The sequence below is a fragment of the Dermacoccus sp. 147Ba genome (genome assembly GCF_004151355.1).
GTDB lineage: Bacteria > Actinomycetota > Actinomycetes > Actinomycetales > Dermatophilaceae > Dermacoccus > Dermacoccus abyssi.
Genome location: NZ_SEHL01000010.1, coordinates 16,063 through 39,721, shown reverse-complemented (window position 1 = coordinate 39,721; position 23,659 = coordinate 16,063). Strand labels below are relative to the sequence as shown.

The 23,659-nt window shown below is 67.0% G+C and carries 23 protein-coding genes and 1 pseudogene; 12 read left to right on the top strand and 12 right to left on the bottom strand.

Annotated elements, in window-relative coordinates; translation table 11 throughout:
• Positions 1 to 55 precede the first annotated feature (55 nt).
• The 4 genes from EVU97_RS12700 to EVU97_RS12685 all read left to right on the top strand — a co-directional run bounded on the left by EVU97_RS12700 (position 56) and on the right by EVU97_RS12685 (position 3,193).
• Positions 56 to 1,405: a TrkH family potassium uptake protein gene (locus EVU97_RS12700; protein WP_129666320.1), complete on the top strand. Its 1,350-nt coding sequence runs from the start codon at positions 56 to 58 to the stop codon at positions 1,403 to 1,405.
• Complete coding sequence (locus tag EVU97_RS12695) at positions 1,398 to 2,063, top strand: TrkA family potassium uptake protein (RefSeq protein ID WP_047310820.1); 666 nt, start codon at positions 1,398 to 1,400, stop codon at positions 2,061 to 2,063. The genes EVU97_RS12700 and EVU97_RS12695 overlap by 8 nt, the downstream gene beginning before the upstream one ends.
• 50 nt (positions 2,064 to 2,113) lie before the next feature.
• Positions 2,114 to 2,389: a Rho termination factor N-terminal domain-containing protein gene (locus EVU97_RS12690; protein WP_047310821.1), complete on the top strand. Its 276-nt coding sequence runs from the start codon at positions 2,114 to 2,116 to the stop codon at positions 2,387 to 2,389.
• A 105-nt stretch (positions 2,390 to 2,494) separates the two neighbouring features.
• Positions 2,495 to 3,193 carry a hypothetical protein gene (locus EVU97_RS12685; RefSeq protein WP_129666318.1) on the top strand — a complete coding sequence of 233 codons (699 nt, stop codon included), beginning with the start codon at positions 2,495 to 2,497 and terminating at the stop codon, positions 3,191 to 3,193.
• Between the two features lie 3 nt (positions 3,194 to 3,196).
• Here the strand turns inward: EVU97_RS12685 and EVU97_RS12680 are convergent, their stop codons facing one another.
• The gene (locus EVU97_RS12680; RefSeq protein ID WP_047310824.1) at positions 3,197 to 3,715 is read right to left on the bottom strand and encodes a hypothetical protein; all 519 of its coding nucleotides are present in this window, start codon (positions 3,713 to 3,715) and stop codon (positions 3,197 to 3,199) included.
• A 119-nt stretch (positions 3,716 to 3,834) separates the two neighbouring features.
• Between EVU97_RS12680 and EVU97_RS12675 the strand changes: the two genes are divergently transcribed.
• Entirely contained in the window at positions 3,835 to 4,746 is a 912-nt protein-coding gene (locus EVU97_RS12675; protein WP_129666316.1) for a DNA-formamidopyrimidine glycosylase family protein, read from the top strand.
• A gap of 132 nt (positions 4,747 to 4,878) precedes the next feature.
• Positions 4,879 to 5,772, top strand: a complete 894-nt coding sequence (locus tag EVU97_RS12670; protein WP_047310826.1) for a glucose 1-dehydrogenase — start codon at positions 4,879 to 4,881, stop codon at positions 5,770 to 5,772.
• A 100-nt stretch (positions 5,773 to 5,872) separates the two neighbouring features.
• On the opposite strand, the gene EVU97_RS12665 is transcribed toward EVU97_RS12670, so the two are convergent.
• Entirely contained in the window at positions 5,873 to 6,121 is a 249-nt protein-coding gene (locus EVU97_RS12665) for a hypothetical protein (protein ID WP_129666314.1), read from the bottom strand.
• 189 nt (positions 6,122 to 6,310) lie between these two features.
• On the opposite strand from EVU97_RS12665, the gene EVU97_RS12660 reads away from it, so the two are divergent.
• The gene (locus tag EVU97_RS12660; protein WP_129666312.1) at positions 6,311 to 6,982 is read left to right on the top strand and encodes an exonuclease domain-containing protein; all 672 of its coding nucleotides are present in this window, start codon (positions 6,311 to 6,313) and stop codon (positions 6,980 to 6,982) included.
• Positions 6,983 to 7,047: 65 nt separating this feature from the next.
• Positions 7,048 to 7,752: an NUDIX domain-containing protein gene (locus tag EVU97_RS12655; protein ID WP_129666310.1), complete on the top strand. Its 705-nt coding sequence runs from the start codon at positions 7,048 to 7,050 to the stop codon at positions 7,750 to 7,752.
• 21 nt (positions 7,753 to 7,773) lie between these two features.
• On the opposite strand, the gene EVU97_RS12650 is transcribed toward EVU97_RS12655, so the two are convergent.
• Positions 7,774 to 8,445 (bottom strand): bifunctional 2-polyprenyl-6-hydroxyphenol methylase/3-demethylubiquinol 3-O-methyltransferase UbiG, encoded by a 672-nt coding sequence (locus EVU97_RS12650; RefSeq protein ID WP_129666309.1) that lies wholly within the window; start codon positions 8,443 to 8,445, stop codon positions 7,774 to 7,776.
• A 227-nt stretch (positions 8,446 to 8,672) separates the two neighbouring features.
• On the opposite strand from EVU97_RS12650, the gene EVU97_RS12645 reads away from it, so the two are divergent.
• The gene (locus EVU97_RS12645) at positions 8,673 to 9,989 is read left to right on the top strand and encodes a glutaminase (protein WP_129666307.1); all 1,317 of its coding nucleotides are present in this window, start codon (positions 8,673 to 8,675) and stop codon (positions 9,987 to 9,989) included.
• Between the two features lie 8 nt (positions 9,990 to 9,997).
• On the top strand, positions 9,998 to 11,131 hold the full coding sequence (locus EVU97_RS12640) for an N-acetyltransferase (RefSeq protein ID WP_129666305.1): 1,134 nt from the start codon (positions 9,998 to 10,000) through the stop codon (positions 11,129 to 11,131).
• A gap of 9 nt (positions 11,132 to 11,140) precedes the next feature.
• Here the strand turns inward: EVU97_RS12640 and EVU97_RS12635 are convergent, their stop codons facing one another.
• From EVU97_RS12635 to EVU97_RS12625, 3 genes are read right to left on the bottom strand one after another with little or no spacing between them, the layout of a single operon-like run.
• Positions 11,141 to 11,887 carry a DNA alkylation repair protein gene (locus tag EVU97_RS12635; protein ID WP_129666303.1) on the bottom strand — a complete coding sequence of 249 codons (747 nt, stop codon included), beginning with the start codon at positions 11,885 to 11,887 and terminating at the stop codon, positions 11,141 to 11,143.
• Positions 11,888 to 11,934: 47 nt separating this feature from the next.
• Positions 11,935 to 12,735 (bottom strand): SDR family oxidoreductase, encoded by an 801-nt coding sequence (locus EVU97_RS12630; RefSeq protein ID WP_205744914.1) that lies wholly within the window; start codon positions 12,733 to 12,735, stop codon positions 11,935 to 11,937.
• On the bottom strand, positions 12,732 to 14,237 hold the full coding sequence (locus tag EVU97_RS12625; RefSeq protein WP_129666301.1) for an NAD(P)/FAD-dependent oxidoreductase: 1,506 nt from the start codon (positions 14,235 to 14,237) through the stop codon (positions 12,732 to 12,734). Before EVU97_RS12625 ends, EVU97_RS12630 begins: the two co-directional genes overlap by 4 nt.
• Positions 14,238 to 14,421: 184 nt before the next feature.
• Between EVU97_RS12625 and EVU97_RS12620 the strand changes: the two genes are divergently transcribed.
• Positions 14,422 to 15,777 (top strand): FAD-dependent oxidoreductase, encoded by a 1,356-nt coding sequence (locus EVU97_RS12620; RefSeq protein ID WP_129666299.1) that lies wholly within the window; start codon positions 14,422 to 14,424, stop codon positions 15,775 to 15,777.
• 190 nt (positions 15,778 to 15,967) lie between these two features.
• On the opposite strand, the gene EVU97_RS12615 is transcribed toward EVU97_RS12620, so the two are convergent.
• From EVU97_RS12615 to EVU97_RS12595, 5 genes are all read right to left on the bottom strand, one after another.
• Entirely contained in the window at positions 15,968 to 18,040 is a 2,073-nt protein-coding gene (locus EVU97_RS12615) for a multicopper oxidase family protein (RefSeq protein WP_129666297.1), read from the bottom strand.
• A gap of 1,351 nt (positions 18,041 to 19,391) precedes the next feature.
• On the bottom strand, positions 19,392 to 19,628 hold the full coding sequence (locus EVU97_RS12610) for a hypothetical protein (RefSeq protein WP_205744912.1): 237 nt from the start codon (positions 19,626 to 19,628) through the stop codon (positions 19,392 to 19,394).
• A 1-nt stretch (position 19,629) separates the two neighbouring features.
• A complete protein-coding gene (locus tag EVU97_RS12605) occupies positions 19,630 to 20,013 on the bottom strand; it encodes a hypothetical protein (RefSeq protein WP_165357965.1) in 384 nt (127 codons plus the stop codon).
• A 237-nt stretch (positions 20,014 to 20,250) separates the two neighbouring features.
• Positions 20,251 to 20,727 carry a MarR family winged helix-turn-helix transcriptional regulator gene (locus EVU97_RS12600; RefSeq protein WP_129666293.1) on the bottom strand — a complete coding sequence of 159 codons (477 nt, stop codon included), beginning with the start codon at positions 20,725 to 20,727 and terminating at the stop codon, positions 20,251 to 20,253.
• A gap of 13 nt (positions 20,728 to 20,740) precedes the next feature.
• Complete coding sequence (locus tag EVU97_RS12595; protein WP_129666291.1) at positions 20,741 to 21,463, bottom strand: alpha/beta fold hydrolase; 723 nt, start codon at positions 21,461 to 21,463, stop codon at positions 20,741 to 20,743.
• 57 nt (positions 21,464 to 21,520) lie between these two features.
• On the opposite strand from EVU97_RS12595, the pseudogene EVU97_RS12590 reads away from it, so the two are divergent.
• A pseudogene (locus tag EVU97_RS12590) lies at positions 21,521 to 22,501 on the top strand (IS481 family transposase); the annotation flags it as partial.
• Between the two features lie 220 nt (positions 22,502 to 22,721).
• Here EVU97_RS12590 and EVU97_RS12585 read toward each other — a convergent pair.
• Positions 22,722 to 23,585 (bottom strand): DMT family transporter, encoded by an 864-nt coding sequence (locus EVU97_RS12585; RefSeq protein WP_165357964.1) that lies wholly within the window; start codon positions 23,583 to 23,585, stop codon positions 22,722 to 22,724.
• Positions 23,586 to 23,659 lie beyond the last annotated feature (74 nt).

Below are 23,659 nucleotides of genomic sequence, written 5' to 3'. Positions count from 1 at the left end.
GAACGAACCCGTCACTGCGGCAGGCGCAGGACGCCCCTGTGGGACACTGGCGGGCATGGCCGCAGCCACGCGAGGACGTCGCAAATTTCTGCGCCACCCCAGCCAGGTCGTGGCCCTCGCGTTCGCCGCCGCCATCCTCGTCGGGGCGGTGCTGCTCTCGCTACCCATCGCGACGCACGACCCGGGGCGCGCCCCCTTCGTCACGTCGCTGTTCACCGCGACGAGCGCCATCTGCGTCACCGGCCTGTCGACGGTGGACACCCCGAACTACTGGACCCCGTTCGGCCAGGTCGTCATCCTCGTCCTCGTCCAGATCGGCGGCTTCGGCGTCATGACGCTGGCGTCGCTGCTCGGCCTCGTTCTCGCGCGCAAGGTGGGGCTGCGCACGCGCGTCACGACGGCGCAGGAGACGAAGAGTCAGGCGATCGGTGACCTGCGCAGCCTCCTGCTCGGTGTCCTGCGCGTCACCGTCGTCATCGAGTCGGTGACGGCGATCGCGCTCGTTCTTCGATGGTGGCTCGGCTACGGCGAAAGTTTCGGGCGCGCCGCGTACCTCGGTGTCTTCCATGCCGTTTCGGCGTTCAACAACGCCGGTTTTGCGCTCTTCAGCGACAGCCTCATGTCGTACGCCACCGACCCGCTCATCGTCGGTCCCATCTCCATCGCCGTGACGCTCGGCGGCATCGGCTTCCCCGTCATCATGGAGCTGCTGCGCCAGCACAAGCCCCACCGCTGGAGCCTCCACACCAAGATCACGCTGCTCATGACGAGCGTTCTGTTCGTCGGCGGTGCCATCCTGCTCACGGCGCTCGAGTGGAACAACCCTCAGACGCTCGGCACCCACCACGGCTTCGACAAGCTGCTCGTCGGCCTCTTCCACTCCGTCGCGCCGCGCAGCAGCGGCTTCAACACGTGGGACAACGGCGCCATCGAGGACGGCACCCTCATCGCCACGATCGCGCTCATGTTCATCGGTGGCGGCTCGGCCGGCACCGCCGGTGGCATCAAGGTGACGACCTTCTTCCTCCTGCTCATCGCGATCATCGCCGAGGTGCGCGGTGAGGAGGACGCGACGGCGTTCGACCGCCGCATCGACTCGCGCGCCATGCGTCAGGCCCTCACCGTCGCGCTCATCGGTATCGCCGCGATCATCTCCGGCACGATCGCGCTGACGCAGATGACACACCTGCCGCTGCGTGATGCAATGTTCGAAACGACGTCGGCGTACGCCACCGTGGGCCTGTCCACCGGGGTGACGCCGGAACTGCCACCGTCGGCTCAGATCCTCGTCTCGTGCCTCATGTTCTTCGGCCGACTCGGGCCGATCACCCTCGTCTCCGCCCTCGCCATCCGCGAGAGTTCCCGCCGCTACAAGCTTCCGGAAGGCAGGCCCATCATTGGCTAGGAAGAACCTCTCCGACGGCGTCGTCGTCATCGGCCTCGGCCGTTTCGGCAAGTCGCTCGCCCTCGAACTCGAGCGAGAGGGCATCGAGGTGCTCGGCATCGACGCCTCCGACAAGCTCGTACAGCAGCTCGCCAACCGCCTCACGCACGTCGTGCAAGCCGACTCCACCGACGACAAGGCACTGCGTCAGCTCTCGGTTCACGAGTTCAGCCGCGCCGTCATCGCGATCGGCACCGACCTCGAATCGAGCGTCCTCACCGCTTCGATCCTGCTTGAAATGGGCATCTCGAACGTGTGGGCCAAGGCCGTCAGCCAGTCGCACGCGCGCATCCTGACGCAGCTCGGCGTCCACCACGTCGTGCGCCCGGAACACGACATGGGCCAGCGCGTCGCCCACCTCGTGCGCGGCCGGATGCTCGACTACATCGAGTTCGACGACGGCTACGCGCTCATCAAGACGCAGCCGCCCGCTGCGGTTCTCGGCAAGCCCCTCGCCGAGACGCGCGTGCGTTCGTACTACAACGTCACCGTCGTCGGCGTGAAGCGTGCGGGCCAGAGCTTCACCTATGCAACGCCGGAGACCGTTCTCGAGGAGGGCGACATCGTCATCGTCTCGGGCGAACGTGACGCCGTGGAGAACTTCAGCGACGAAACCTGACGTGGCACAGTGGAATTGCACTGAATCCCACGCGATCTCAAGGAGTGTCGATGGCTGAGAAGAAGGAAGACCCGGGCCCGTCGGTCAAGGACGACGAGATGTACGAGGCCCTGCGTCGAGAGGGCAACAGCAAGGAGAAGTCGGCACGCATCGCCAACGCGGCCGCCAACTCCTCGCGCAGCGAGGTCGGCGAGAAGGGCGGCGAAGCGGGCAGCTACGACGACTGGAGCGTTGACGAGTTGCACAAGCGGGCCGCCGAACTCGACATCGAGGGCCGCAGCTCGATGACGAAGGACGAACTCATCGAAGCTCTGCGCTCGCACTGACCGGGCTGATCGGCCCTGATCAACTCGCAGGGAACCGACGGCCTGTGAACCACGTCTCAGCTGTGAAGGGGCACTCGCGCCCTGCTGCACCTGGGAGGGAACACCATGCGCACCACCGCAGTCGCCGCTCTGACGCTCACCGCCGCGCTCGCCCTCGGGGCATGCCAGGACGAGGTCACCTCTGCGTCACCGTCGAGCACGGCGTCGTCCAGCGCGAGCAACACCACGGAGGGCCCGTCCTCCGCGTCGAACCCTCCACCCACGACGCGTGCTTGGAGCAAGACGCCGACGTCCGGCGCAACGGCTGCGAACGCTTCGGGTCGTGAGGCGATCACGTCCTTCGACTTCAAGAACGCCACGTGGACGACGGCGGACGGTTCGCGCGTCACGATGAAGAACGGCCGGGCACGCACGGCAGGAAGCGACGGCTCGACGCGCACCTACAGCGTGTCACCGCACTACCAGCTCTGGACGCACACTCCGCTGTTCTACGACCTCGACGACGACGGCTACGAAGACGCGATCGTCGTGCTCGAGGAGGCGGAGGGCAACGGCTACAGCGACACCCCCATCGTCTGGCTGGGTGGGCCGAGCGGACCGCGTCAGCTCACGACATCCGCCCTGCCGAGCGCTCAGCGATGCGGCACCTACATCAAGAGCATCAAGGTCGTCGCCGGAGGAACGATCGTCGTCGAAGGCGCCGAGCGCAGCGAGAACCAGGTGTGCGCAGAGCTGCCGAACAAGCCGTTCACGCGCACCTTCTCGGTGAAGGGCAACCGGGTGGTCGAGCAGATCGTCGAGTGACGATCAGCGCGGCTGCACGGCTCCCGGGTAACGCCAGTTGAAGACGACTGCCTCGTCGTCGTCGAGGCACGAACCCGGCGCAGCGCCCTGGCCGACCATCTCATCGGGATTGTGCGAGCACGTGTAGCTGCCGACCTTCGAGGATGCGCCCTTGGCCCCCTCGGCTGTCGCTTCGTAGGTGGCCAAGGCCTTCTTCGCGTCGGCGCACGTGATGCCGCGACGGTCGTAGATGCGGCTTCCCCCGGCGTAGCAGTCGCCGGCGCGGGGGCCGGACAGCTGCTCGGCCGGATACGACGTCGACGGCGCCTTGCTCTTGAGGTCGATGCCGCCGTCACCGATGGGCTCGTCGCCGCCGGGCGACGACTTCTGCGACGATTCCGACGGCTTGGGCGACGACGTTGCACTCACGGCTGACGAGGTTGAACTGCTCGTCTCGGACTGCGACGACTCGTCTCCCCCCGAGCATCCTGCGAGCATGACGACTCCGGTGAGGAGCATCGGCACGGTACGTGCCCACGACATCTGGTCTCCTGACGGTCGGTGGTGGCATCTCATCGTGTCACGCAGGGGCGCACGGGCGTTTCACGTGAAACTCTCGTGTCGGATGACCACGAGAAGGATCCGACGAGCGAGGAGGCAGCATGCCGGAGGGCGACACCATCGTCTGGACCGCTCGACGCCTCGACGCTTCCCTGAGTGGAAAGGTCCTCACACGCACCGACTTTCGTGTGCCGAGCCTCGCGACAACGGATCTGGCGGGGCGGGAGTCGCTTCCCGTTGCGACGTACGGCAAGCACCTGTTTCATCGCTTGTCCGGCGGCGTGACGATCCATTCGCATCTCAAGATGGAGGGCCGGTGGTCGACGCTCGTCGCACCCCATGCCGCTCCTCCGCGCGAGGCGAAGCGTCTCGAGACCCAGGTGCGGCGGGCCGAGCGCGGCCACACGACGCGGGCGTTGCTCTACGTCTCCGACGCACTCGCGGTGGCCTCGAAACTCGGCCTGCTCGACGTCATCCCGACGAGCGAGGAGCAGGCGATCATCGGCCGTCTCGGGCCCGACATCCTGGCCGAGAGCTGGCCGGAGACCGGGCTGGATGCCGCCCTCGACAACCTGAGAGGCCAGCCCCAGCGCCTCCTCGGTGAGGCGTTGCTCGACCAGCGCAACCTTGCCGGGCTGGGTACCTTCTGGATCAGCGAGATGCTCTTCGTCCACGGCGTGCTGCCCTGGCTCACAGTCGCCGAGGTGCCCGAGGAGACGCTGCGCGCGGTGCTCGACGACGCCCGCCGACTCATGCTCGCGAGCGCCACCACGGGTGTCCAGAGTTCGACGGGTCGCGCCGGTGATGGCGAAACGAAACGCGTCCACGCCCGCTCCGGGCTGCCGTGCGTGCGCTGCACGGACACGGTGCGCGTCGCGATGATCGGTGAAGCCGGCCGTGAACGAACACTGTTCAGCTGCCCGACGTGTCAGGGCGGCTACGCGCCGAACGACGATCGCCGTCCGCAACGCCCCCTCGTCGAGCGTCCCGCCGGTGGTCGCCGGAGGGTGTGAGTACCACCCTCTCGGGTCTGCCTGCTGTTCATCCGCGGTGCGTAACGTCGAGGGTGAACTGGCGCGCGTCGGTTCGCGGGCAACCCCGCAGGCATCGACGCGCCTCGCACCGCATCTCTCGAGGAGTGAACGATGGCCGATCAGTACACCTTCACCAACCCCGTTACGCAGTATACGAACGAGAACTTCAGCGACCGTCAGCAGGGCTGGCCCGGTCTCGACACGAAGATGACGCCGAAGGCCGACCACGGTGAGGACACCTATCGCGGTAGCGGCCGCCTGGAGGGCCGCAAGGCGCTCATCACGGGCGGCGACTCCGGTATCGGCCGCGCCGTTGCCATTGCGTACGCGCGCGAGGGCGTCGACGTGGCGATCAACTACCACCCCGAGGAGCAGAAGGACGCCGAGAGCGTCCGCAAGCTCATCGAGGACGCCGGCCGCAAGGCCGTCCTGCTGCCGTGCGACCTCATGGACGAGGACGCCACGCGCCGCATGGTGAACGACGCCGTCGAGAAGCTCGGCGGCCTCGACATCCTCGTCAACAACGGGTCGCGTCAGCAGTACTGCGACGACATCGCCGACCTCACGAGCGCCGACTTCGACGCCACGTTCAAGACGAACGTGTACGCGATGTTCTGGATCACGCAGGAGGCCCTGCCGCACATGCCGGCCGGTTCGACGATCATCAACACGAGCTCGATCCAGGCCTACAAGCCGAGCGATCACCTGCTCGACTACGCGACGACGAAGGCCGCGATCAACACGTTCAGCAAGGGCCTCGCACAGCAGCTCGCGCCGAAGGGCATCCGTGTCAACGTCGTGGCGCCCGGCCCGTTCTGGACGCCGCTGCAGGTCTCGGGCGGCCAGCCGAAGGAGGCCCTGCCGGAGTTCGGGCAGAGCACGCCGATGGGACGTTCGGGGCAGCCGGCCGAGGTGGCGGGCGCCTACGTCTACCTGGCGTCGGCCGAATCGGGCTACGTGACGGGCGAGACGCTCAACATCAACGGGGGCATGGTCAGCCCCTGATCCGCGTGGCCGGCGAGAAACGTTCGCCGAGATGATTCCCCGTGGGCGCTGTTGGTAGCGCCCACGGGGAATCGTTGTATCGGGAGCTTTCGCTGCACGCTCAGGAGCGGGAAACAGGCGTGTCGGAGGCGCCGTCCGCGGATTCCTCCGGTTCGTCGTCCTTCGTGAACGCGGTCGCGAGCAGCCACGCGGACAAGAGGAGGCACACCCAGGCGAGACCCCAGCAGATCATGCCGCCGACGCCGGTGGTCAGCGCCTCGGGAAGGAGGCTATTCCGGGCACCGAACCACACGAGGGGTGGCACGAGAAGAAGGACGGCGAGGACGCCGTGCAGCACGCGCTTCGTCACGATAGCCCCTCTCGACAGCTTCTCTGTCATCAAACCCTCGCACTCTCGGAGAGCGCAGACGGCGAATTCGACCGTCGGATCCACGGGATTCCGGGGTTGTCGGCTCCCTCTCCTAGTCTGGTTTCAACGCCGCACGACGACGGCGTCGCAGGCCGTGCGGCCTGTTCCCAGCAGTGAGAAGAGCCCCTCATGTCCGCGCCGAGCGCCCCCACGCCGTCCCTGCGGCGCGGTTTCGCCGTCGTGGACGTCGAGACGAGCGGCCTCGACCCGACGAAGCACCGCGTCATCGAGGTGGCCGTCACGCAGCTGAGCCCGGCAGGCGTCGTCGAGAGCGAGTGGAGCACGCTCGTCAGGGCGCGGGGCGGCACCGGGCCGGTGCACATCCACGGCCTCACCGATCACGACCTGCGTGACGCGCCCACCTTCGCCGAGGTCGCCGGCACGCTGCGCGGCCTGCTCGAGGGGCGCATCCTCGTCGCGCACAACGCGGTGTTCGACTGGACGTTTCTCGCCCACGAGGCCGCCCGCGCCCACACGTCACTGCCGGTCGAGGAGCGCCTGTGCACCGTGACACTCGCCCGTCAGCTCGGCATCCCGAGCCGCAACCTGCGCCTCGGCACGCTCGCCGAGCACTGGGGCATTCCCGTGACGCAGGCCCACCGTGCAGCCGAGGACGTCCACGTCCTCGTCGACGTGCTGCGCCAGTGCCTCGACGAGGCCGGTCGCCAGCGCTCACCACTGCCGCTCGAACGGTGCCTGCCGGCCGCTCGCTGGTGGCGCCTCGCGGGTGTCGCCCACCGGTGGAAACGCCGCGCTCGAGGCGCGAGACGCGCCACCACACGCGCCTTGCGCCGCCGCTGAACACCGCGTGAAATCTGCAGCCTCCCGGGCGGGTGTGCATTTATCGCTCTGACTAGAATTGGGGCATGCCGGATTCCTCGCGTGAAGTCGCGTACGTCGCCGCGGACATGGTCGTCCTCACCCTTCGTCAGGGTGTGCTGCACGTCGTGCTCGTCCGGCGGGCCGCCACGACCGAGCACGGCAAGTGGGCTCTGCCCGGTGGCTTCATGAAGCGCGGCGAATCGGCCGAAGAAACGGCCTACCGGGAGCTCCGCGAAGAGGTCGGCATCAAGCGCAGCGAGGTCGTCCTCGAGCAGCTCAAGACGTACTCGCTCCCGAGCCGCGACCCCCGCCCGCACCGCGTCATCAGCGTCGCGTGGGTGGTGCTCGGCGCCCATCTGCCCGAGGTGCACGCCGCCACCGACGCCCTCGAGGCGCAGTGGGTTCCGGTCGAGGAAGCGCTCGAGATGCCGCTTGGCTTCGACCACGCCGAGATCCTCGCCGACGGCATCGAACGCGCTCGCTCCAAGCTCGAATACACCCGCCTCGCAACGGCATTCCTCGACGGCGAGTTCTCGATGTCGGAGCTGCGCGGCGTCTACGAGGCCGTCTGGGGCGGCACCCTCGAGCCCGCCAACTTCCACCGCAAGGTGTTGAGCGTCGACGGTTTCGTCGAGGCCACCGGCGAGAGCCGCAGTGGGCGCGGACGTCCGGCGAAGCTCTACCGCGCCGGCAGCGCCCGCACCATCTACCCGCCGCTCACCCGCGCGTCGGTGCGTGGGGATCGCTGAGCGCAGCCGTCAGAATCGGCGTCACTCCTGCGCGTCGACCCCGCCGGACTCCGCACTGCGGCGCGCGATGACGACGACGTCCGCGTGGTGATGCGCGCCGCGGCCCTCCGTCACATGGCGCTCAGCGGTGTAGCGCTCGACCTCCCAGCCGTGCGGCAATGCAGCGACGATGTCGTCGGGCGCGACATAGTCGTCCGGATCGAAGCCGCGTTCGAGAGCGGCCGCGCGGTCGATCCCGTCATGCGCGACGACGAGGAGCACGCCTCCGGGTGCCACGAGCGCGGGAAGCGAGAGCTCGATCGCCTTTTCTTCGGTCTTACGAAGAGCGGGGTAGAAAGCGCTCACAAGGTTGAAGAGACCCGGTGCGAGGCCCGCTTCGAGCAAGCCGGAGTGAACCCACTCGATGTTGCCGGCGACCTTCTCTCCCCTGGCTTCCGCCGCGTGACGCCCACGAGCGAGAGCGCCCTCGGCGACGTCGAGCGCCGTCACGCGCCAGCCGCGCTCGGCGAGCCACACGGCGTCGCCGCCCTCGCCGCAGCCCACGTCGAGCGCGCGCCCGACGGGAAGATCGGCAAGCTTGCCCTCCATCGCGGCGACGAGCGCAACGTTCGCGTTGCCGCTCCAGACCTGCTCCTCGCCGTAGATCTCGTCCCAGTTCTGGTCGTCGGCGCCGTGAGTGTGCGTGGTGTTCATAGCTCCATCCTCACTCAATCGCCGTCTCTGACCACATCTGCAGTCACCCCTAGAAACCCCTAGCGGAGGCGAGCGTGTGACCGAGCACAGCTGACGCAGTTCGCTGCGCCTGGCGCAGTTCGAGCTGACTCAAACTGCGTCAGCCACGCCGAACTGCGCCAACCGTCAACAGTCCGGGCGGCCTGAACGATTCGGCAGGCAACAGCCCACCCCATAGGCTGAAACCAATGAAATCGCCGATTCTCGACTACCTCAACGAGCTGCTCGACACCTGCGCCCCGGATGCGTCGGCCAAGAATGCCGACTACATCCCGGAGCTCGCGCGCGTCAGCCCGGACACCTTCGCCATCGCGTTCGCGACGATCGACGGCAAGATCTACGCCGTCGGCGACGACAGGTTCGAGTTCACGATCCAGTCCATCAGCAAGCCGTTCATCTACGCCATGGCGATCGAGCAGCGCGGCCTCGACGAGGTCATGGAACGCATCGGCGTGGAGCCCTCCGGTGAAGCGTTCAACGAGCTCTCGCTCGAGGCCGGCAGCAAGCGCCCGTTGAACCCGATGATCAACGCAGGCGCCATCACGGCGCACTCCCTCATCTGCGAGCCAGACGACTCGAAGGAAACCCGGGTCGCGCGCGTCCTGGAGGGACTTTCGGCGTTTGCCGGGCACGACCTGCGCATCGACACCGAGGTGGCGGAATCCGAGTGGAGCGCCGCACACCGCAACATGGCCATCGGCCACATGCTGCGCAGCTACGACATCCTGCCCGAGGACCCGGACATCATCGTGCGCGGTTACGTCGAGCAGTGCGCCGTCGTCGTGACGACGCGCGACCTGGCCATCATGGCGACGACGCTCGCAGGCGGCGGCCTTCACCCGGTGACGGGCGAGCAGGTCGTCAGCCAGCGCACAGCCCGCCACGTCATGTCGGTGATGCTCTCGTGCGGCATGTACGACGCCGCAGGCGACTGGCTCACCGCCGTCGGCATCCCGGCGAAGAGCGGTGTCGGCGGCGGCATCCTCGGCGCGCTGCCGGGGCAGGTCGGGCTCGCGACGTTCTCGCCGCCGCTCGACCCGCACGGCACCTCGGCGCGCGGCGTCGACGTGTTCGAGCACCTGAGCGAGGACATGGACATGCACCTCATGGACGTCCCGCCGCCGGCACGCTCGGTCGTGCGCCGCTCGGAGGTCGTCGAACTCCTCGACGGCGTCGAAGCCCACGTCTACGACCTGCAGGGCGACATCCGCTTCGCGGGTGCCGAGCGCGTCGTCCGGCTCGTCGTCGACGAGCCGCCGGAGCCGGAGATCGTCGTGTTCGACCTCGTCGACGTTCACGCGCTCGACGACCCGGCGATCCGTATGCTCTGGGAGTCGGTGCGTCGTCTGGATTCCGAGGGCCACGACGTGTGGTTCGCCGGTTTCGACGACGCCGAGCTGACGCGCGGGCGCCTCGACACCGACGGCTACGACGTCGGACGCGGTGTCCACGTCGGCATGGCGGACGACCTCGACGACGTCGCCGCTCAGATTCGCGCTCGGTAGACCGGCGCATGGGCGAATACCTCGGCGACCGCGAGCTGACCTTCGGTCTGCGGGCCCGCGAAGCGTCGGACCTTCCGGTGCTGGCCGACACCCTCGCCAGGCAACAAGCGTCGAGCCGGTACCCGTTCCGGTGGCCGCTTCCCATGCCAGATGTCGACTTCGTCGCACGCAGCAGCGATGAGAACGCGTGGGTCGCTCACGAGGGCCCGCGCCTCCTCGGCCACGTCGCGGTCGGCATCGTGAGCGAGGACGACTTCGGTGAGATCTTCCGGGACGGGCTGGGGATCGAGGTAGATCGATTGCGCTCTGTCACAACCTTGTTCACCAGCATTGAGGCCCGTAGCCTCGGTGTCGGACGTGCGTTGCTGGCCCACGCGGAGGCCGACATCGTCGATCGTGGCCTCGTCCCGGTGCTCGATGTCCTCCCCGTTCACGCCGCTGCTTCCGCGATGTACGCGCGGCGCGGTTGGCGCACCGTGGCCACCGCCACTGCTGTGGACGCGATCAAGGGAAGGTTTCACGTGGAACACATCGCGCCCGAGGGGTCGATCGCCGCGCAGATCGACGACCTGCGTCCTGCCGCCCGACGTCGCTATTGGCTTCGTCAGGTGCTCAATGCCGCGGTGCTGCCCGGTTTCGCCGCCGTCCTTGTGCTCACGCAGACCTTCGACCTGACGTTCTTCGTCGTCGCCTGCCTCATCGGTGCCCTCAATTTCTTCATGGCGATGAGCCAACGTCGACCGATCCTCGGTGGGCATCGTGACGGCCTCGTCCCGCTCGTGCTCGGGCTCGACTTCCGTCGCCGTCGCACCGTCCGCCGGGCCGTGCGCACCGCCAACCCGAGCGTCGACCCAGTGCTCCAGTACGTCGAACTTACCGAGGCGCGACGCCTTGCCCTGCAGTACAAGACGAGCGTGTGGGCGCTCGGCGTCTCCCTCGTCGTCCTGCTCATCCTTGCGGCCGTGCACTTCGCGGACGGAAGCAACGCCACGGTGTTCGTGCTCGCGGCCTTGGCGGTGTTCGCCGTTGTCGCAGGAACGTGGAGCATGCTCAGCTCACGGGGCGCCCAGCGCTACCTCGAGCGTCTCGGCTACGACCCCCAGAGCCTGCTGCCGCGCGATGAACCCTCGTCGGCCCTCTGACCGCCAGCGTCACGTGCTGCGTCGCGCCATGAAGTCTTGGCGTGACGCGGCGTCGTGCTTCTCGAGCGCGGAGCGCAGGGCCGTGCGGGGCATCGCCGTGGAGTGACGCTCGAGGAACGCGTCGAGCATCTCCCGGTCGCGCAAGCCCGCCTCGCGCAGCATCCACCCCACCGCCTTGTGCATGAGGTCGTGCTCGTCGTCGACGAGAAGCTCGGCGAGCCTGAAGGTCTGGCGCAACTCCCCCGCACGGATCATGCCGAGCGTCGTCACCATCGCGAATCGCCTGCGCCACAGCGACGGTGACGCGGCGAGATCGTCGAGCACCCGATCCTGCTCGGCCTCCGCCTTGTCGAGCAGCCACCGCCCGAGCGTGTGCGGGGCGACGGTGTCGACAAGGTCCCAGTTGTCGAGGTTCTCGATCCGCGCGAGCACCAGCTCAATGACCTTGTCACGTTTTTCTGGCGGAGTCTTGGCCGGTTTGTAGAGCTCCACGACAAGGACAGCGCCGAGCAGTCGAGCCTCGTGGATCGAGTGCTGGAGCAGCGCGTCGAGGTCGTCCAATTCGACGCTGCGTCGCACGTCCCTGGCGAGCGCCCGGACCTGCGGCACCCGCACACCGACGAACTCGTCACCCTCGGCGTACCCGCCCGGAAACGCCAGCAAATAGCGAGCTTTTGCCACCGCGTCATCGGCATCGCCGAGACTGCGAAGCCGCTCGACGAGTTCGTCCGCCAGAGCGGTCATGGGGGCGCTCATGGACGCAGGCTACTCAGGTACACCCCGCGCCCTCGCGCACCAAGACGTCAGCGCCGCGCCAGGTACCCGTTGATGTGACGCTGGATCCACGACGGGCTGACGGCCGTCGCGAGCATCGACACCGTCGTGTTCGCACCGACCGGCCGGTGGATCGAGCGGACGGCGTCGAACATCCGCGGGCGATTGACGGCCTTCCACACAGCCGCCGCGACGTCGTCCGGTCCGAGCCGCACGCCCATGCGGTTCACGGTGCCGATGTCCATGTTCTCGGTCATCGCGGTCGCGACGAACAGCGGCCAGATGGCCTGGACGCGGATGCCGTCACGTGACCACTCGAGGTCGAGCGCTTCACTCAACCCGCGCACACCGAACTTCGTCGCGGAGTACCCGGCGAGCTCGGCCTGACCGTAGAGCGCCGACGCCGACGCGAGGTTGACGACCTGGGGCGAATTGCCGCGGCGCAGATACGGATACGCCGTGTGGCAGCCCGTCATCACGCCCTTTAGGTTGACGTCGACCGCAGCCATGTGCGCACCGAGCGGCACATCGACGAAGTAACCCGGCGATACGATGCCGGCGTTGTTGACGAGCAGGTCGAGCCCGCCGTCGCCGCAGAACTCACCGAGCACGCGCTGCCAGCCTGCGGGGTCGACGACGTCGAGTTCGTAGACGACGACGTTCGCACCGAGTTCGCTCGCGAGCGCCTCGACGGCGGCGAGGTCGATGTCACAGGCGGCCACTCGCCATCCGGCCGTGGCGAACCGGCGGGTGATCGACCGGCCGATGCCGGCGCCCGCACCGGTGACGAGCATCGTCTTCGGCCCAGACGACGAGCGTCCCAGCTTCATCGCGCACTGGCCTCGACGCCGTCGGAGGTCGGCGTCGCTGCCACCGGCTCACCACGGCGCGAGTACCGCATATCCGTCGTGACGGGCGGGTTCTTCATCTCGCGGGCTTCGGCGAGGTAGTCCTGGCGCATCGTCCACGGCGGAGTCTTCGCCTTGCGCGGCATGAGCGCCGCGCCGCGCTGAAGGTAGCCGGATTCCATCTCGAGCAGGGGCGCCCGTTCGAGACCGGGGGGCGCAACAGGCGTCGCGATGTCTGATCCGGTGGTGCGCATGTGCTCGACGACGCGCGCGATGAACCGGTTGGACAGATCGCTGCGCAGCCCCCACGACGCGTTGATGTAGCCCACGCACATGCCGACGTTCGGCACACCTTCGAGCATGCAGCCGCGGTAGGCGAGGCGCTCGGAGAGGTCGACCTTGTCGCCGTCGACGAACACCTCGGCGCCGCCGAGCATCTCGAGGGAGAGGCCGGTGGCCGTCACGATGATGTCGGCGTCGATGAACGTGCCCGACGTGGTGCGGATGCCACCGGCTTCGACACGTTCGATCGTGTCGGTGACGACGTGGGCGCCGTCCTTCTTGATCACCTTGAACAGGTCGGCGTCGGGCACGAGGCACAGGCGCTGATCCCACGGGTTGTACGGCGCGGTGAAGTTGTCCACGTGACTCGTGCCGGCGCTCATACGCACACCGGCACGCAGTGCTCTGGTGGCGAGTTTCGGGGCGCGACGGGCGAACTGGTAGGAGCCCCACTGGAGGAAGACGTTCTTGTTGCGCAGGATCGCGTGACGACGCTCGTCGCTCACTCGTCCGCGCAGGAGGCGGTTGAGAGGGTCGCGGCCGGGCTGGCCGAGCACGAAGCTCGGGGTGCGTTGCAGCATCGTCACGTCGGCGCCGGCGTCCGCGAGCGCCGGCACAAGGGTGATGGCGGTGGCACCCGAGCCGATGACGGTGATGCGCTTGCCCGTGACGTCGAGATCGGCCGGCCAGAACTGGGGGTGGATGACCGTGCCACCGAAGTCGTCGATACCCGGGATGTCGGCCTTGTACGGCTCGTCGTAGGAGTAGTAGCCGCTGCAGGCGTAGACGAAGCGGGTACGCACCTCCTGCTCGCCGTCGGCGGTGCGGACGGTGAGCGTCCACAGGGCGTCCTCGCTCGACCAGTCGGCGCGCACGACCTCGTGCTCGTAGCGGATGTGCTCGTCGATGCCGTACTTCGTCGCGGTGTGCTTGATGTAGTCGAGGATGTCGCTGCCCGCAGCGATGGCGCGCTCGTGCCGCCACGGCTCGAAGGGGTAGGCGAGCGTGTACATGTCGGAGTCGGAACGGATGCCGGGGTAGCGGAACAGATCCCAGGTGCCGCCGAGCGAGGGGCGGCGTTCGAGGATCGCGTACTTGAGGTCGGGCATGCGCTCGGTGAGGCGGTAACCCGCGCCGATTCCGGAGAGGCCGGCGCCGATGACGACGACGTCGAGCACCTCGGGGGTGGTTTCGTTGGTCATGGCGTTTCCTTCCGTCCGACGTGACCCACGCCACGCTACCGACCGGTTCGGACTCGTCGGTGGAGTTTGAGCGAACTCACGGACGTTCGTCCTGAACCGGTGCACGACGCGAAATATCCGACGTCGATGGCTCGTTCCGGCCAATGACGGCAGAACATCAGCGCGCCAGGTGAAGGAGCACTCAGTGGACGTCGACCTTCTGGTCATCGGTTGGGGCAAGGCGGGCAAGACGCTCGCAGGGCGGTACGCGGCGGCCGGGCACTCGGTGGCGCTCGTGGAGCGCTCCCCCAAGATGTACGGCGGCACCTGCATCAACATCGCGTGTGTTCCGACGAAGGACCTCGTCGTCTCGGCCGAGCAGCGCCGCGAGAGCGACGACCCGGCCGAGTACTTCGCGCAGTCCGTCGCGGGGCGTGACGCGCTGATCAGCAAGCTCAACGCGGCCAATCACAAGATGGTCGAGAAGCCGAACGTGACGCTCATCGACGGCACGGCGCGCTTCGTCAGGCCGCACGAGGTGAGCATCGACACCGCCGACGGCGAGGTCAACGTAACAGCGTCGAAGATCATCGTCGGCACGGGTGCCACGCCGGCCCGCCTGCCCATCCCAGGGGCTGACGGCGACCGCATCTATGACTCGACGACCATCCAGCACGTCGAGCCCTTCCCGAAGCGTCTCGTCGTCATCGGCGGAGGCTTCGTGGGTCTGGAGTTCGCGAACATGTTCGCCCACTTCGGCTCGGAGGTGACGGTGCTCGACGGCGGCGACACGTCCCTGCCCGCCGTCGACCGTGACGTCGCCGAGGCCGTCCTCGACGCGCTCAAGGCCGAGGGCATCCGCGTCGAGTCGGGCGTGAAGGTGGAGGAGTTTTCCGAAACCGCGGACGCCGTCGTCGCGCGTTCCAGCGCCGGTGAGTTCGAGGCGGACGCCGTGCTCGTCGCGGCGGGCCGCACGCCTGCGACGAAGGAACTCGGCCTCGACGCCGCCAGCATCAACACCAACGAGCGCGGCTTCATCGAGGTCGACGACCAGCTGCAGACGTCCGTCGAGGGTGTCTACGCGGTGGGTGACGTGAACGGCGGCCCGCAGTTCACGTACATCTCGCTCGACGACAACCGCATCGTGTGGGACGCCATCGTCGGTGACGGCACGCGTCGCCGCAGCGACCGCGCCGCGGTGCCGACTTCGACGTTCATCACGCCGCCGCTGTCGATGGTGGGCATGAACGAGAAGCAGGTGCGCGAGAGCGGCCGCAAGGTACTCGTGGCGTCGAAGCCGGTGGAGAGGATCGCGGCGATGCCGCGCCCGAAGATCGTCGGCGACACGCGTGGCCTGTTCAAGGTCTTCGTCGACGCCGAGACCGAGGAGATCCTCGGTGCGACGGTGTTCAGCATCGACTCGCAGGAGCTCATCAACTTCGTGGCGCTCGCGATGCGCCTGGGCGCGAAGGTTTCGGACCTGCGCGACGGCATCTGGACGCACCCCTCGAGCACCGAGGGCTTCAACGAGGTGCTCGGCGAGCTGAAGCCGCTCGACTGACGTCCTCTCGCAAGCGCCGGCCCGCGCCGTCACGTCCGCGATGCGCCGCACGACGGGGGTTCAGTGCTCGCCCTTGAAGACTCGGCGGTCAGGCAGGCGAGGTGTGCGTGCGCCACCGGGCCGGGCCGCGACGGTGTGCGCCGGGCGCAATCTCGCGATCACGTCGGCGCACACCCTTGTGTCGCAGACGTCAGTGGTGACCGCCCCCGTGGCCGGCGTGGAAGGCCAGCAACGGCTTCGGCAGCACGACGAACGGCCGCATCATGGTGTGGTCCTCGTGATCGAGGATGTGGCAGTGATACATGAAACTGCCCGTTGCACCGGCCAACTCGCCGAGAATGCTCACCCACTCTCCGGGCTTGACGACCCACGTGTCCTTGCGGCCGGCCGTGATGGCATCGATCGGACGGCCGGCTGACGGCACGGGCAGGGGTGTCGGAGTCGCGCCCAGCGTCATGTCGAAACCGGGGACGTTGCCGTTCGTCAGGGGCCACTGCCGACGCGTCAGCATCTGGAAGTCGGTCATGTGGATGTGCATGGGGTGTTCGGGGCCACCCAGGTGCACGATGTTCCACACCGCCCAGTCACCTTCGCCGAAACGTAGCGTCACCGTGTCGTCGAACAGCTTGGCCACGGGGCGTAGCGTCGTGACACCGCCGTCCTGCGTGGCAATGCGGATGACGTCGGGCGTGTCTGCGGGCACGTCGCCCTCGACTTCCTTCAACTCCCACATCTCCGGGTGAGCAGCTCCACGCACCCGCGGGGGAACGACTCCTATCCAGGCATGCTCGTGGTGGTCGACGAGGCGGCCCCCGTCGACCTCGAGCACACCGTCCGATCGGTGCGTCCAGCGTGCGTAGCGTGCATCAAGCACACGCGGTAGTCGGAACGGGTCACGTACCTGGCGGCCGTCGACGACGAACTGCATCGCGGACGCTTCGCTCTGGCCGGGCCGAGCGTTGAGGACGGTGTTGTTCTCGTTCCGTAGTTCAACCGTGCGCCCTCGTAGCGCCCCGAAGTCGACGAGGACGTCGGCACGTTCACCGGGGCCCATCTCCAGCACGCCGTCGGCCGGAGGGGAGGGCTTACCGAGGAACCCGCCGTCGGTCCCGATGACGACGAGTGCGTCAGCGATGCGGGTGGCAGTGAACGCGGGGTCGTTCGAGGGCAGCGGAGCTTGGCCGTGGCCGTCCGTCGTGTCGTGAAGCGCAAAGCGCATGACGCGTGAGTTCGAGGCGTTGAGCAGCCTCAATCGGTGCCAGCGCGCGTCGACGTTCTTCGTCGGCCAAATGGTGCCGTTGACCATGGTGAAGGGGCCGGTCACCGGGATTTCGCCCTCGATGCCGTTCTGTACGGTGCCGGCCTGCTTGTAGAGGATGCGACCGGTGAAGCGGCCCTTCTCGTCCGTTTCGAGATTGCGGTCGGCGACGGCGAGAACGAGTTCCTCATCGCCGCGCGGCAGGTCGAGCGCGTCCTCGACCTCGTCGCGAATGAGGTAGAAGCCCGCCAGTCCGGCGTGGACGTTGAACCGGGTGACGGCCATCGCGTGGTCGTGGTACCAGAGCGTGCGTGCGGATTGAGCGTTCGGATAGGCGCACCGTGTGACGTTTCCGGGCAGCGCGACGTTGTGCGCCCACCCGTCGTTGTGGCCGTCGGTCAGCGCACCGTGCATGTGCACGACGGTCGCGGCCGTAATGTCCTGGGTGTTCGCCAACGGCGGGTACGCGTCGTCACCGCCACCGCGTGCGTTCGAGCGGCCGCCCGGCTGCAGGGCCCGGACGAAGTCCGTCACTCCCGCGTTCGGCGGCACCCGGACGACGTCGAACGGCAGGTGGAGCGGGCCGCGGCGGTCGGCGAGGCCGTTCTCCCAGTCGATGCGAACCTCGCGTCCGGAGCGCACCTCGATCGTCGGTGCGGGCATGCAGCCCTCGTATGTCCACATGCGGGTGCGTGGCAGTCCGGCGTGCAACCGGACGACGGCCTCCTCTGCGCGGATGCGGATCGGCTGCTCGCCGAAGCGCCGCCAGGCGCGGATGATCGGCGGCTGGGTCAGTCGGTCGACGAATTTTCGCAGCCCGAGGCCGGAATCGACACCGGGCAGTGCGGCGCCGTGCGGCTCGCCCCGGTCTCGCTCGCTGGACCGACGCTCCTCACCGCGCCCGGGGACATCGATGACATCGATCGGCGGCGCACTGCCGGTGTGCGCAAGGTTCTCGTACTGTTGCGATCCGACAGGTGGCGTGTCGTTCTCCGTGGTGCTCATGGTCGTCCCTCCCTGATGCGAGCCGACGTTCGCAGCTCGACCACTCTGTGACGCACGACACGCGTGGCGGGTTCCCGACTTCCGGTCGCGACCGAACCTCATCGACCTGGCGTTTTTCGGACCCCTGTCTGGGGCAGTGGTGCCATCGCCAACTCCAAGTCACTGGCTGGGAGCTCACCGATACCGGACGTGCATGCCTCGGACCAACGCGTGCGAGCGTCGCCCAGAGGCCATCCATCCACACTCACCCTGTCCGCACGGTCAGACGCGCCCCCTCACAACCCTTTCTACGATCACGGGCGGTTACCATGAATCTCATGGAAAACGTGAGCCGCGCGGCTTCTGCAAATCTTCCAAGCCGGCGCCAGGTCGCCTAGGGGGTAGCCTGGGCTTCACCGAGTGTCGTCATTGGAGCTCCTGCCCCGGCGATCGCGGCTTAGCCGTCCTGCGCTCCGGTTAGTGCACCACTGGGATCAGCATTCACCAACAAAAGCGCAACCGGGGATCACACGATCACCGGCAGCACGTGGAGTTGGGATGGATCTCCAGGGAAAAATTTTCGCCAGTCTGATGACAGCGATGTGACTCGTTACCTGATTGAACCGCGAACCAGTTACACGACACTCAACTCAACCTCGTGCAACTACAACGCGGGGGGTATCGACGCAGGTTTCGGGAAACTCGATTCTCTTTAAGGGTGACGCAACCACCGCTGGATCGTGGCGCAGTGCCTATACGCGGCAGGGGTTCACGCTGTCGAAGGGGTGTACCTACACTCTTTCGGTCCCTTGGGCTGCCACAGGAAGCTATGGAGGAGACATCTCACTCACCGTGGGATTCATGTCAGCCCTCCCACAGTGGCAGGCTGTCGACCTTTCCCCGCCTTGGGCAAATGCTGGAACCGGAACGAGCAATATCGCAGTAAGAAGTACCGCTTGATCCAACGCGTCAGGAACCGCGGAGCTAACCTTCAGACCGTCGTCGACAGGAACTTTCTATCTGGGGTATATAGCGAGATACCTTCAGCTAGCGGGAACCACCACCGCATGCAGCGGGTATATTAACGACATTGCGGCGGGATCTCCGACCATTACAGCGGCGTGAGCTTCACCCCACCGAAAGTGAAGGATGTCCAGTCTGAAGTGGTCGAGTTATCAGCCGCCAGAGACTCGTAAACGACAACCCGGCCATGGGATCTTCTTCGCGCTTGTGCAGAAGAACGCCCTGTACCGAACGTACCTAACACCATCGCGGCAGACGTGACCGGCTCGGGCAATTGGCCCGGATCGAGTTCGAAACCGTCATGACAGCAACAGCAGCTTTGGCTGTCTGACACCTGTCACCTGGCAGTTCAACAGTCCCAACCTGCCAACGCGATCGCCGAGATGCCCGCGGGCAGGCTCCACTTCTTCGTCAGGACGACTCCCGTGGCCATGGCCAGGGCGCCGCCGATCCCAGCGGCGACGCCGAGGGAGTCCATGGCTGCGCGGGGACCGAGGACGACCAGGGCCACACCGACGACACCCACCACACCCCAGGCCAGGCGCCAGCCGGAAAGTCGCTCGTGGAGGACAGCTACATGTTCCACTTCATGAGGTTGTTGACACCGTGGCTACTTCGGCAGCCACGTCCGCGAACATCTTCACTCCGAGGTAGGGCTCCATCGGTAGGAGTTCGCCCTGACCGGGCGGAGTGGGCTCCGGGTCGGTCGGCGGCTCCGGGCCGTCGTCTTCGCTACGGAACTCGATGCAGTGGTACTGGTCGCCGTACCGCTGGCCGGGCTGGCGTAGCCACTCGCCTGGCGTCTGCCCGCACTCGGCGATGTACCAGATGCCGCAGGCGTCCTCGTAGCGACCTTCGCGGGCAGGCTGGTCGTGGATACACCGGTCGCACCAGCTGGACTGCCAGGCGTAGCCGTCGTCACTGTTGGCGAACGGCGGGTGGTCGCGCGGCGCGACTCCTGAAGTCTTCATCCCCATGCCCTTTCCTCTCGCTCCTCAACTCGCCGACGAGCGAGGTCTCGGCGGGTCACATACCCGAGGAAGTACCGCCAGAGGCCCGCTGACGTGAGCCAACCAATTGGGCTTGCTCCCCAGAACATGGGCCGCGGCGAGCCCATGACCTTCTTGTTGAGCCTTGCCGACATCGGCAGGTAGAGCGGCAGTCCGATCGCGGCGTAGGTGACCACGATCCACACCGTCCGGCGAACATCAGACATTGGTCTGCTCCTGCTGGCTCGCGCGCCGCTGGGCCAACGCTTCGCCGGCGACGGTGCCGCCAACGACCTTCCAGAGGAACTCCGTCAGGGGCTGCGGATCGGTTCCGCCGAGTGCCTCGCCGATCAGGGCGTAGACGTCCTCCTCGATCTCGGCGACCTTCGCTGAGGCGGCGGAACCCTCCGCTGTCAGGGCGAGTTCGACGCTGCGGCGGTCCTGCTTCGACGGGGTGCGTTCGATGTAGCCCTTGCCAACCAGTCGGTCGACGAGGCGACTGGGGCTCTGCCCGCTGTCGCAGACCAGCAGCCCGCCGAGGGCGCTCAGCGTGAGGGGCTGGTGGTCACTCAGGATTCGGAGCACCTCTGCCTGGGATGGGGTCAAGCCAAGTGCGCGCAGCCCCTGAGCAAGGAGGCGGTTGCCTTCCCGCTGGGCCGCGAGGATGAGGTAGCGGAGTTCTTCGACGGCGCGCATTGATGCTCTCTCCTTACAGCGACTCGTCAGCGAGGAACTCGGCGACAGCCTGGCCGTAGGTTTCTGGGTGGGTGAACCGGAACATGTGCCCGGTCCGCTCCAGCACGCGCTCTCGGGCATGCGGGATGCCATCACGCAACACGCGGGCCGCATCGTCCCCGATGAGCGTGTCGTGGGACGGCGTCAAGATCAGCGTCGGGACCTGAATCCGGTCCAGCTCGTCGGTGTAGTCGGCGTTCAGTACGGCCGTGACGCGAGCGCCGAATGACGTCGCTGGCGTGTGATCGAGAAACAACTGGCGACTCTGCGGCTCCGACCAGGGCACCTGCCCTTCGGTGTCGTACGGCGAGGCCAGTCGGTGGGCGTGGGCGCGAAGCACCATCTGGCGGTATGCCGGACCCCGCAGCCTGCCCATGAGGCGCATCGCTGCCTTCCAGGCGGGTGAGGTGATCGGGTTTGCAGCGAAGCCACCCGAGAGCACCAGGCCCGAAAGCCCCTCCGGCTGACGGGCTCCCAGCGCCAGGGCGATGTTCGCGCCGAAGGAGTCGCCGACCAGCACGTAGTCGCCCAGGTCGGCGACCTCGGACGAGAGCGCATCAGCGTAGGCCTCGATGTCATCGAGACTCTCGGGAAGCCGCATGGTCCGGCGAGGGTGATCGGCGAGGGCGGTGAGTTGCTCCACCTCCCAAGGGGCACCAGAGAAGCACGGGACGAAGACCAATGTAGAGTTGCTCATGATTAGATGTTACGACATACATGTTGAAACATCTAGTGTCTCCGTCGGTGAGTGCGAGTGCCTACCCACGCGAATGCTCCGCTCACACCTGAGGGCCGGAAGCGTCTGTGCGAACGCGTCGACGCTGGTCGTCCGCTCGCTCATGTCGCTGACGAAGGGGGCATCAGTCGCGCCGCGCTGACGAAGTGGTACCGCCGTTGGCTGCTGCACGGGGAGCCCGGCCTGTACGACCGGACCTCTCGGCCCGACCATCAGCCCACCCGCACACCGAATGACATCGAGGAGATGGTGGTCCAGTTGCGGACGGTCGAGAAGTGGGGGCCAGCACGCATCGCCGGGCACCTCTCCACGGTCGGCGATGGATCGATCAACATCAGCCCCGCCACGGTGTGGCGCATCCTCAATCGCAACGGCATCAGTCGCCTGCGGGACCTGGACATGCCGACGGGCGAGTCCAAACGCGAGCCTCGCCGGTATGAGCACGCCGCTCCCGGCGACATGATCCATGTCGACGTGAAGAAGGTCGGCCGTATCCCGGAGGGTGGCGGTTGGGCCGTCCACGGGCGTGGCACCGAAGAAGCGCTAGCCTCCCGCCGCGTCGCCAGCAGGCGTCCCGGCTACGTCTACATTCACGCGGCGGTGGACGACCACAGCCGCCTGGCCTACGCCGAAGTCCACCCTGACGAGCGGGCGGGTACCGCTGCCGCGTTCTGGCTTCGGGCGGTGCTGTTCTACCGCGAGCACGGCATCACGACATTCAGTCGGTGCCTCACGGACAACGGCCCGGCGTACCGCTCCAAGGTCTTCAACGACGCCCTCGCAGGAACCGGAGCGGCTCACAAGTACACGCGCCCGCACACGCCCCGGACGAACGGGAAGGTGGAGCGCTTCAACCGCACCATGAAGGAAGAGTGGCTCTACGTACGCGCCTACGCCAGCGACGGTGAGCGCACCGCCGCGCTGGCGGCATTCCTGAACACCTACAACCATGACCGTCCGCACAGCAGCCTGGGCAACAAGCCACCGGCCAGCCGGGTTCCGATCACGTCGTACCGGGTCCAGCCTCAGCCGAAGATGCTCGACGTTCCTCAGATCGAGGGCCTCGGGCACGAGCCCACCCTGTTCGACCTCCTGTAAACAACCTCATGAAGTGGAACAGCTACAGCCAGGAACGCAGCGATGATGGGTTGGACGTCACGAACTCTTCAACCGAAGCCACGGTTTCAGGGTGCTGCCGCTCGGCTCGATGAGCAGTGCCTCACGCGCGGCGGGCATTACCCACACCGGCGGCCAAGATTGCTGCGACGCCGGCGATTTCAGCGACGCCCAGACGCGTGCCGAAGACCGTCACGTCCACCACGAGCGCGACGACGGGGTAGACGAAACCCAGGACGGCGATCGTCACTGCCTCGAGACGCGGGAACGCCGAATACATGAGGACGTACATGACGCACGTATGGATCAGCCCGAGGCCCACCAGCCACGACCAGCCTCCGGTGAGTTCGTCACCCAGCCGGCTCCACTCGAGGAGCGGCGCGAGGATCACGACACCGACGATCATCTGCACGAAAACGGTGACGTGTGGACGCACGCCGGGCAGCTTCTTCGCGATCAGCGTGGCTGCGGCGTAGAACGCTGCCGCTGCGAGCGCCTGGAGTAGACCGAGGAAGTAGTTCGATGACGGCGCGCTGTGCCACGGCTGCGCGATGAGGACGAGACCGACGAAACCGAGCGTCACCCAGGCACCCTGTCGACGAGTGATGGATTCCTTCAGAACCAGTGGCGCCGCGAGGATGAGCATGAAGGGTTGCAGGTGATACGTCACGGTCGCGATGCCGATCGATGTGTTCGAGTAAGCCGCGAACAACAGCGCCCAGTTCACGACGAGAGCGAGTCCGCCGAGAACCGCGATGCCGGCGAGGCGCGGGGTGTACCCCGAGGTGCGGAAGTAGCCACACAGAGCGCACACGAGGCCCATCGCCAGCGCGCCGATGACGCAAGGCGCCCACGCGGCCGTCACCGGTGCTGCACCGGATTTGAGGACAAACAGGCCGATCGTCCCGGAGAGCACCATCGCGATGACGAGCTGAATCGTTCCCGTGCGACGTTCGGCAGAGGTCATTTCGGAAGTCTGAGGAGTAGTCCGTTCGGTAGCCATGATTCAACCGTCGCGCTCTGGCCAGCACCGGTACGAGT

Bases quoted from the DNA above. Each gene is read 5' to 3' on its own strand.
- EVU97_RS12700 (WP_129666320.1), top strand. From the start codon at position 56: ATGGCCGCAGCCACGCGAGGACGTCGCAAATTTCTGCGCCACCCCAGC.
- EVU97_RS12690 (WP_047310821.1), top strand. From the start codon at position 2,114: ATGGCTGAGAAGAAGGAAGACCCGGGCCCGTCGGTCAAGGACGACGAG.
- EVU97_RS12685 (WP_129666318.1), top strand. From the start codon at position 2,495: ATGCGCACCACCGCAGTCGCCGCTCTGACGCTCACCGCCGCGCTCGCC.
- EVU97_RS12680 (WP_047310824.1), bottom strand. From the start codon at position 3,715: ATGTCGTGGGCACGTACCGTGCCGATGCTCCTCACCGGAGTCGTCATG.
- EVU97_RS12675 (WP_129666316.1), top strand. From the start codon at position 3,835: ATGCCGGAGGGCGACACCATCGTCTGGACCGCTCGACGCCTCGACGCT.
- EVU97_RS12670 (WP_047310826.1), top strand. From the start codon at position 4,879: ATGGCCGATCAGTACACCTTCACCAACCCCGTTACGCAGTATACGAAC.
- EVU97_RS12660 (WP_129666312.1), top strand. From the start codon at position 6,311: ATGTCCGCGCCGAGCGCCCCCACGCCGTCCCTGCGGCGCGGTTTCGCC.
- EVU97_RS12655 (WP_129666310.1), top strand. From the start codon at position 7,048: ATGCCGGATTCCTCGCGTGAAGTCGCGTACGTCGCCGCGGACATGGTC.
- EVU97_RS12650 (WP_129666309.1), bottom strand. From the start codon at position 8,445: ATGAACACCACGCACACTCACGGCGCCGACGACCAGAACTGGGACGAG.
- EVU97_RS12645 (WP_129666307.1), top strand. From the start codon at position 8,673: ATGAAATCGCCGATTCTCGACTACCTCAACGAGCTGCTCGACACCTGC.
- EVU97_RS12640 (WP_129666305.1), top strand. From the start codon at position 9,998: ATGGGCGAATACCTCGGCGACCGCGAGCTGACCTTCGGTCTGCGGGCC.
- EVU97_RS12635 (WP_129666303.1), bottom strand. From the start codon at position 11,887: ATGAGCGCCCCCATGACCGCTCTGGCGGACGAACTCGTCGAGCGGCTT.
- EVU97_RS12630 (WP_205744914.1), bottom strand. From the start codon at position 12,735: ATGAAGCTGGGACGCTCGTCGTCTGGGCCGAAGACGATGCTCGTCACC.
- EVU97_RS12625 (WP_129666301.1), bottom strand. From the start codon at position 14,237: ATGACCAACGAAACCACCCCCGAGGTGCTCGACGTCGTCGTCATCGGC.
- EVU97_RS12615 (WP_129666297.1), bottom strand. From the start codon at position 18,040: ATGAGCACCACGGAGAACGACACGCCACCTGTCGGATCGCAACAGTAC.
- EVU97_RS12605 (WP_165357965.1), bottom strand. From the start codon at position 20,013: ATGAAGACTTCAGGAGTCGCGCCGCGCGACCACCCGCCGTTCGCCAAC.
- EVU97_RS12600 (WP_129666293.1), bottom strand. From the start codon at position 20,727: ATGCGCGCCGTCGAAGAACTCCGCTACCTCATCCTCGCGGCCCAGCGG.
- EVU97_RS12595 (WP_129666291.1), bottom strand. From the start codon at position 21,463: ATGAGCAACTCTACATTGGTCTTCGTCCCGTGCTTCTCTGGTGCCCCT.
- EVU97_RS12585 (WP_165357964.1), bottom strand. From the start codon at position 23,585: ATGACCTCTGCCGAACGTCGCACGGGAACGATTCAGCTCGTCATCGCG.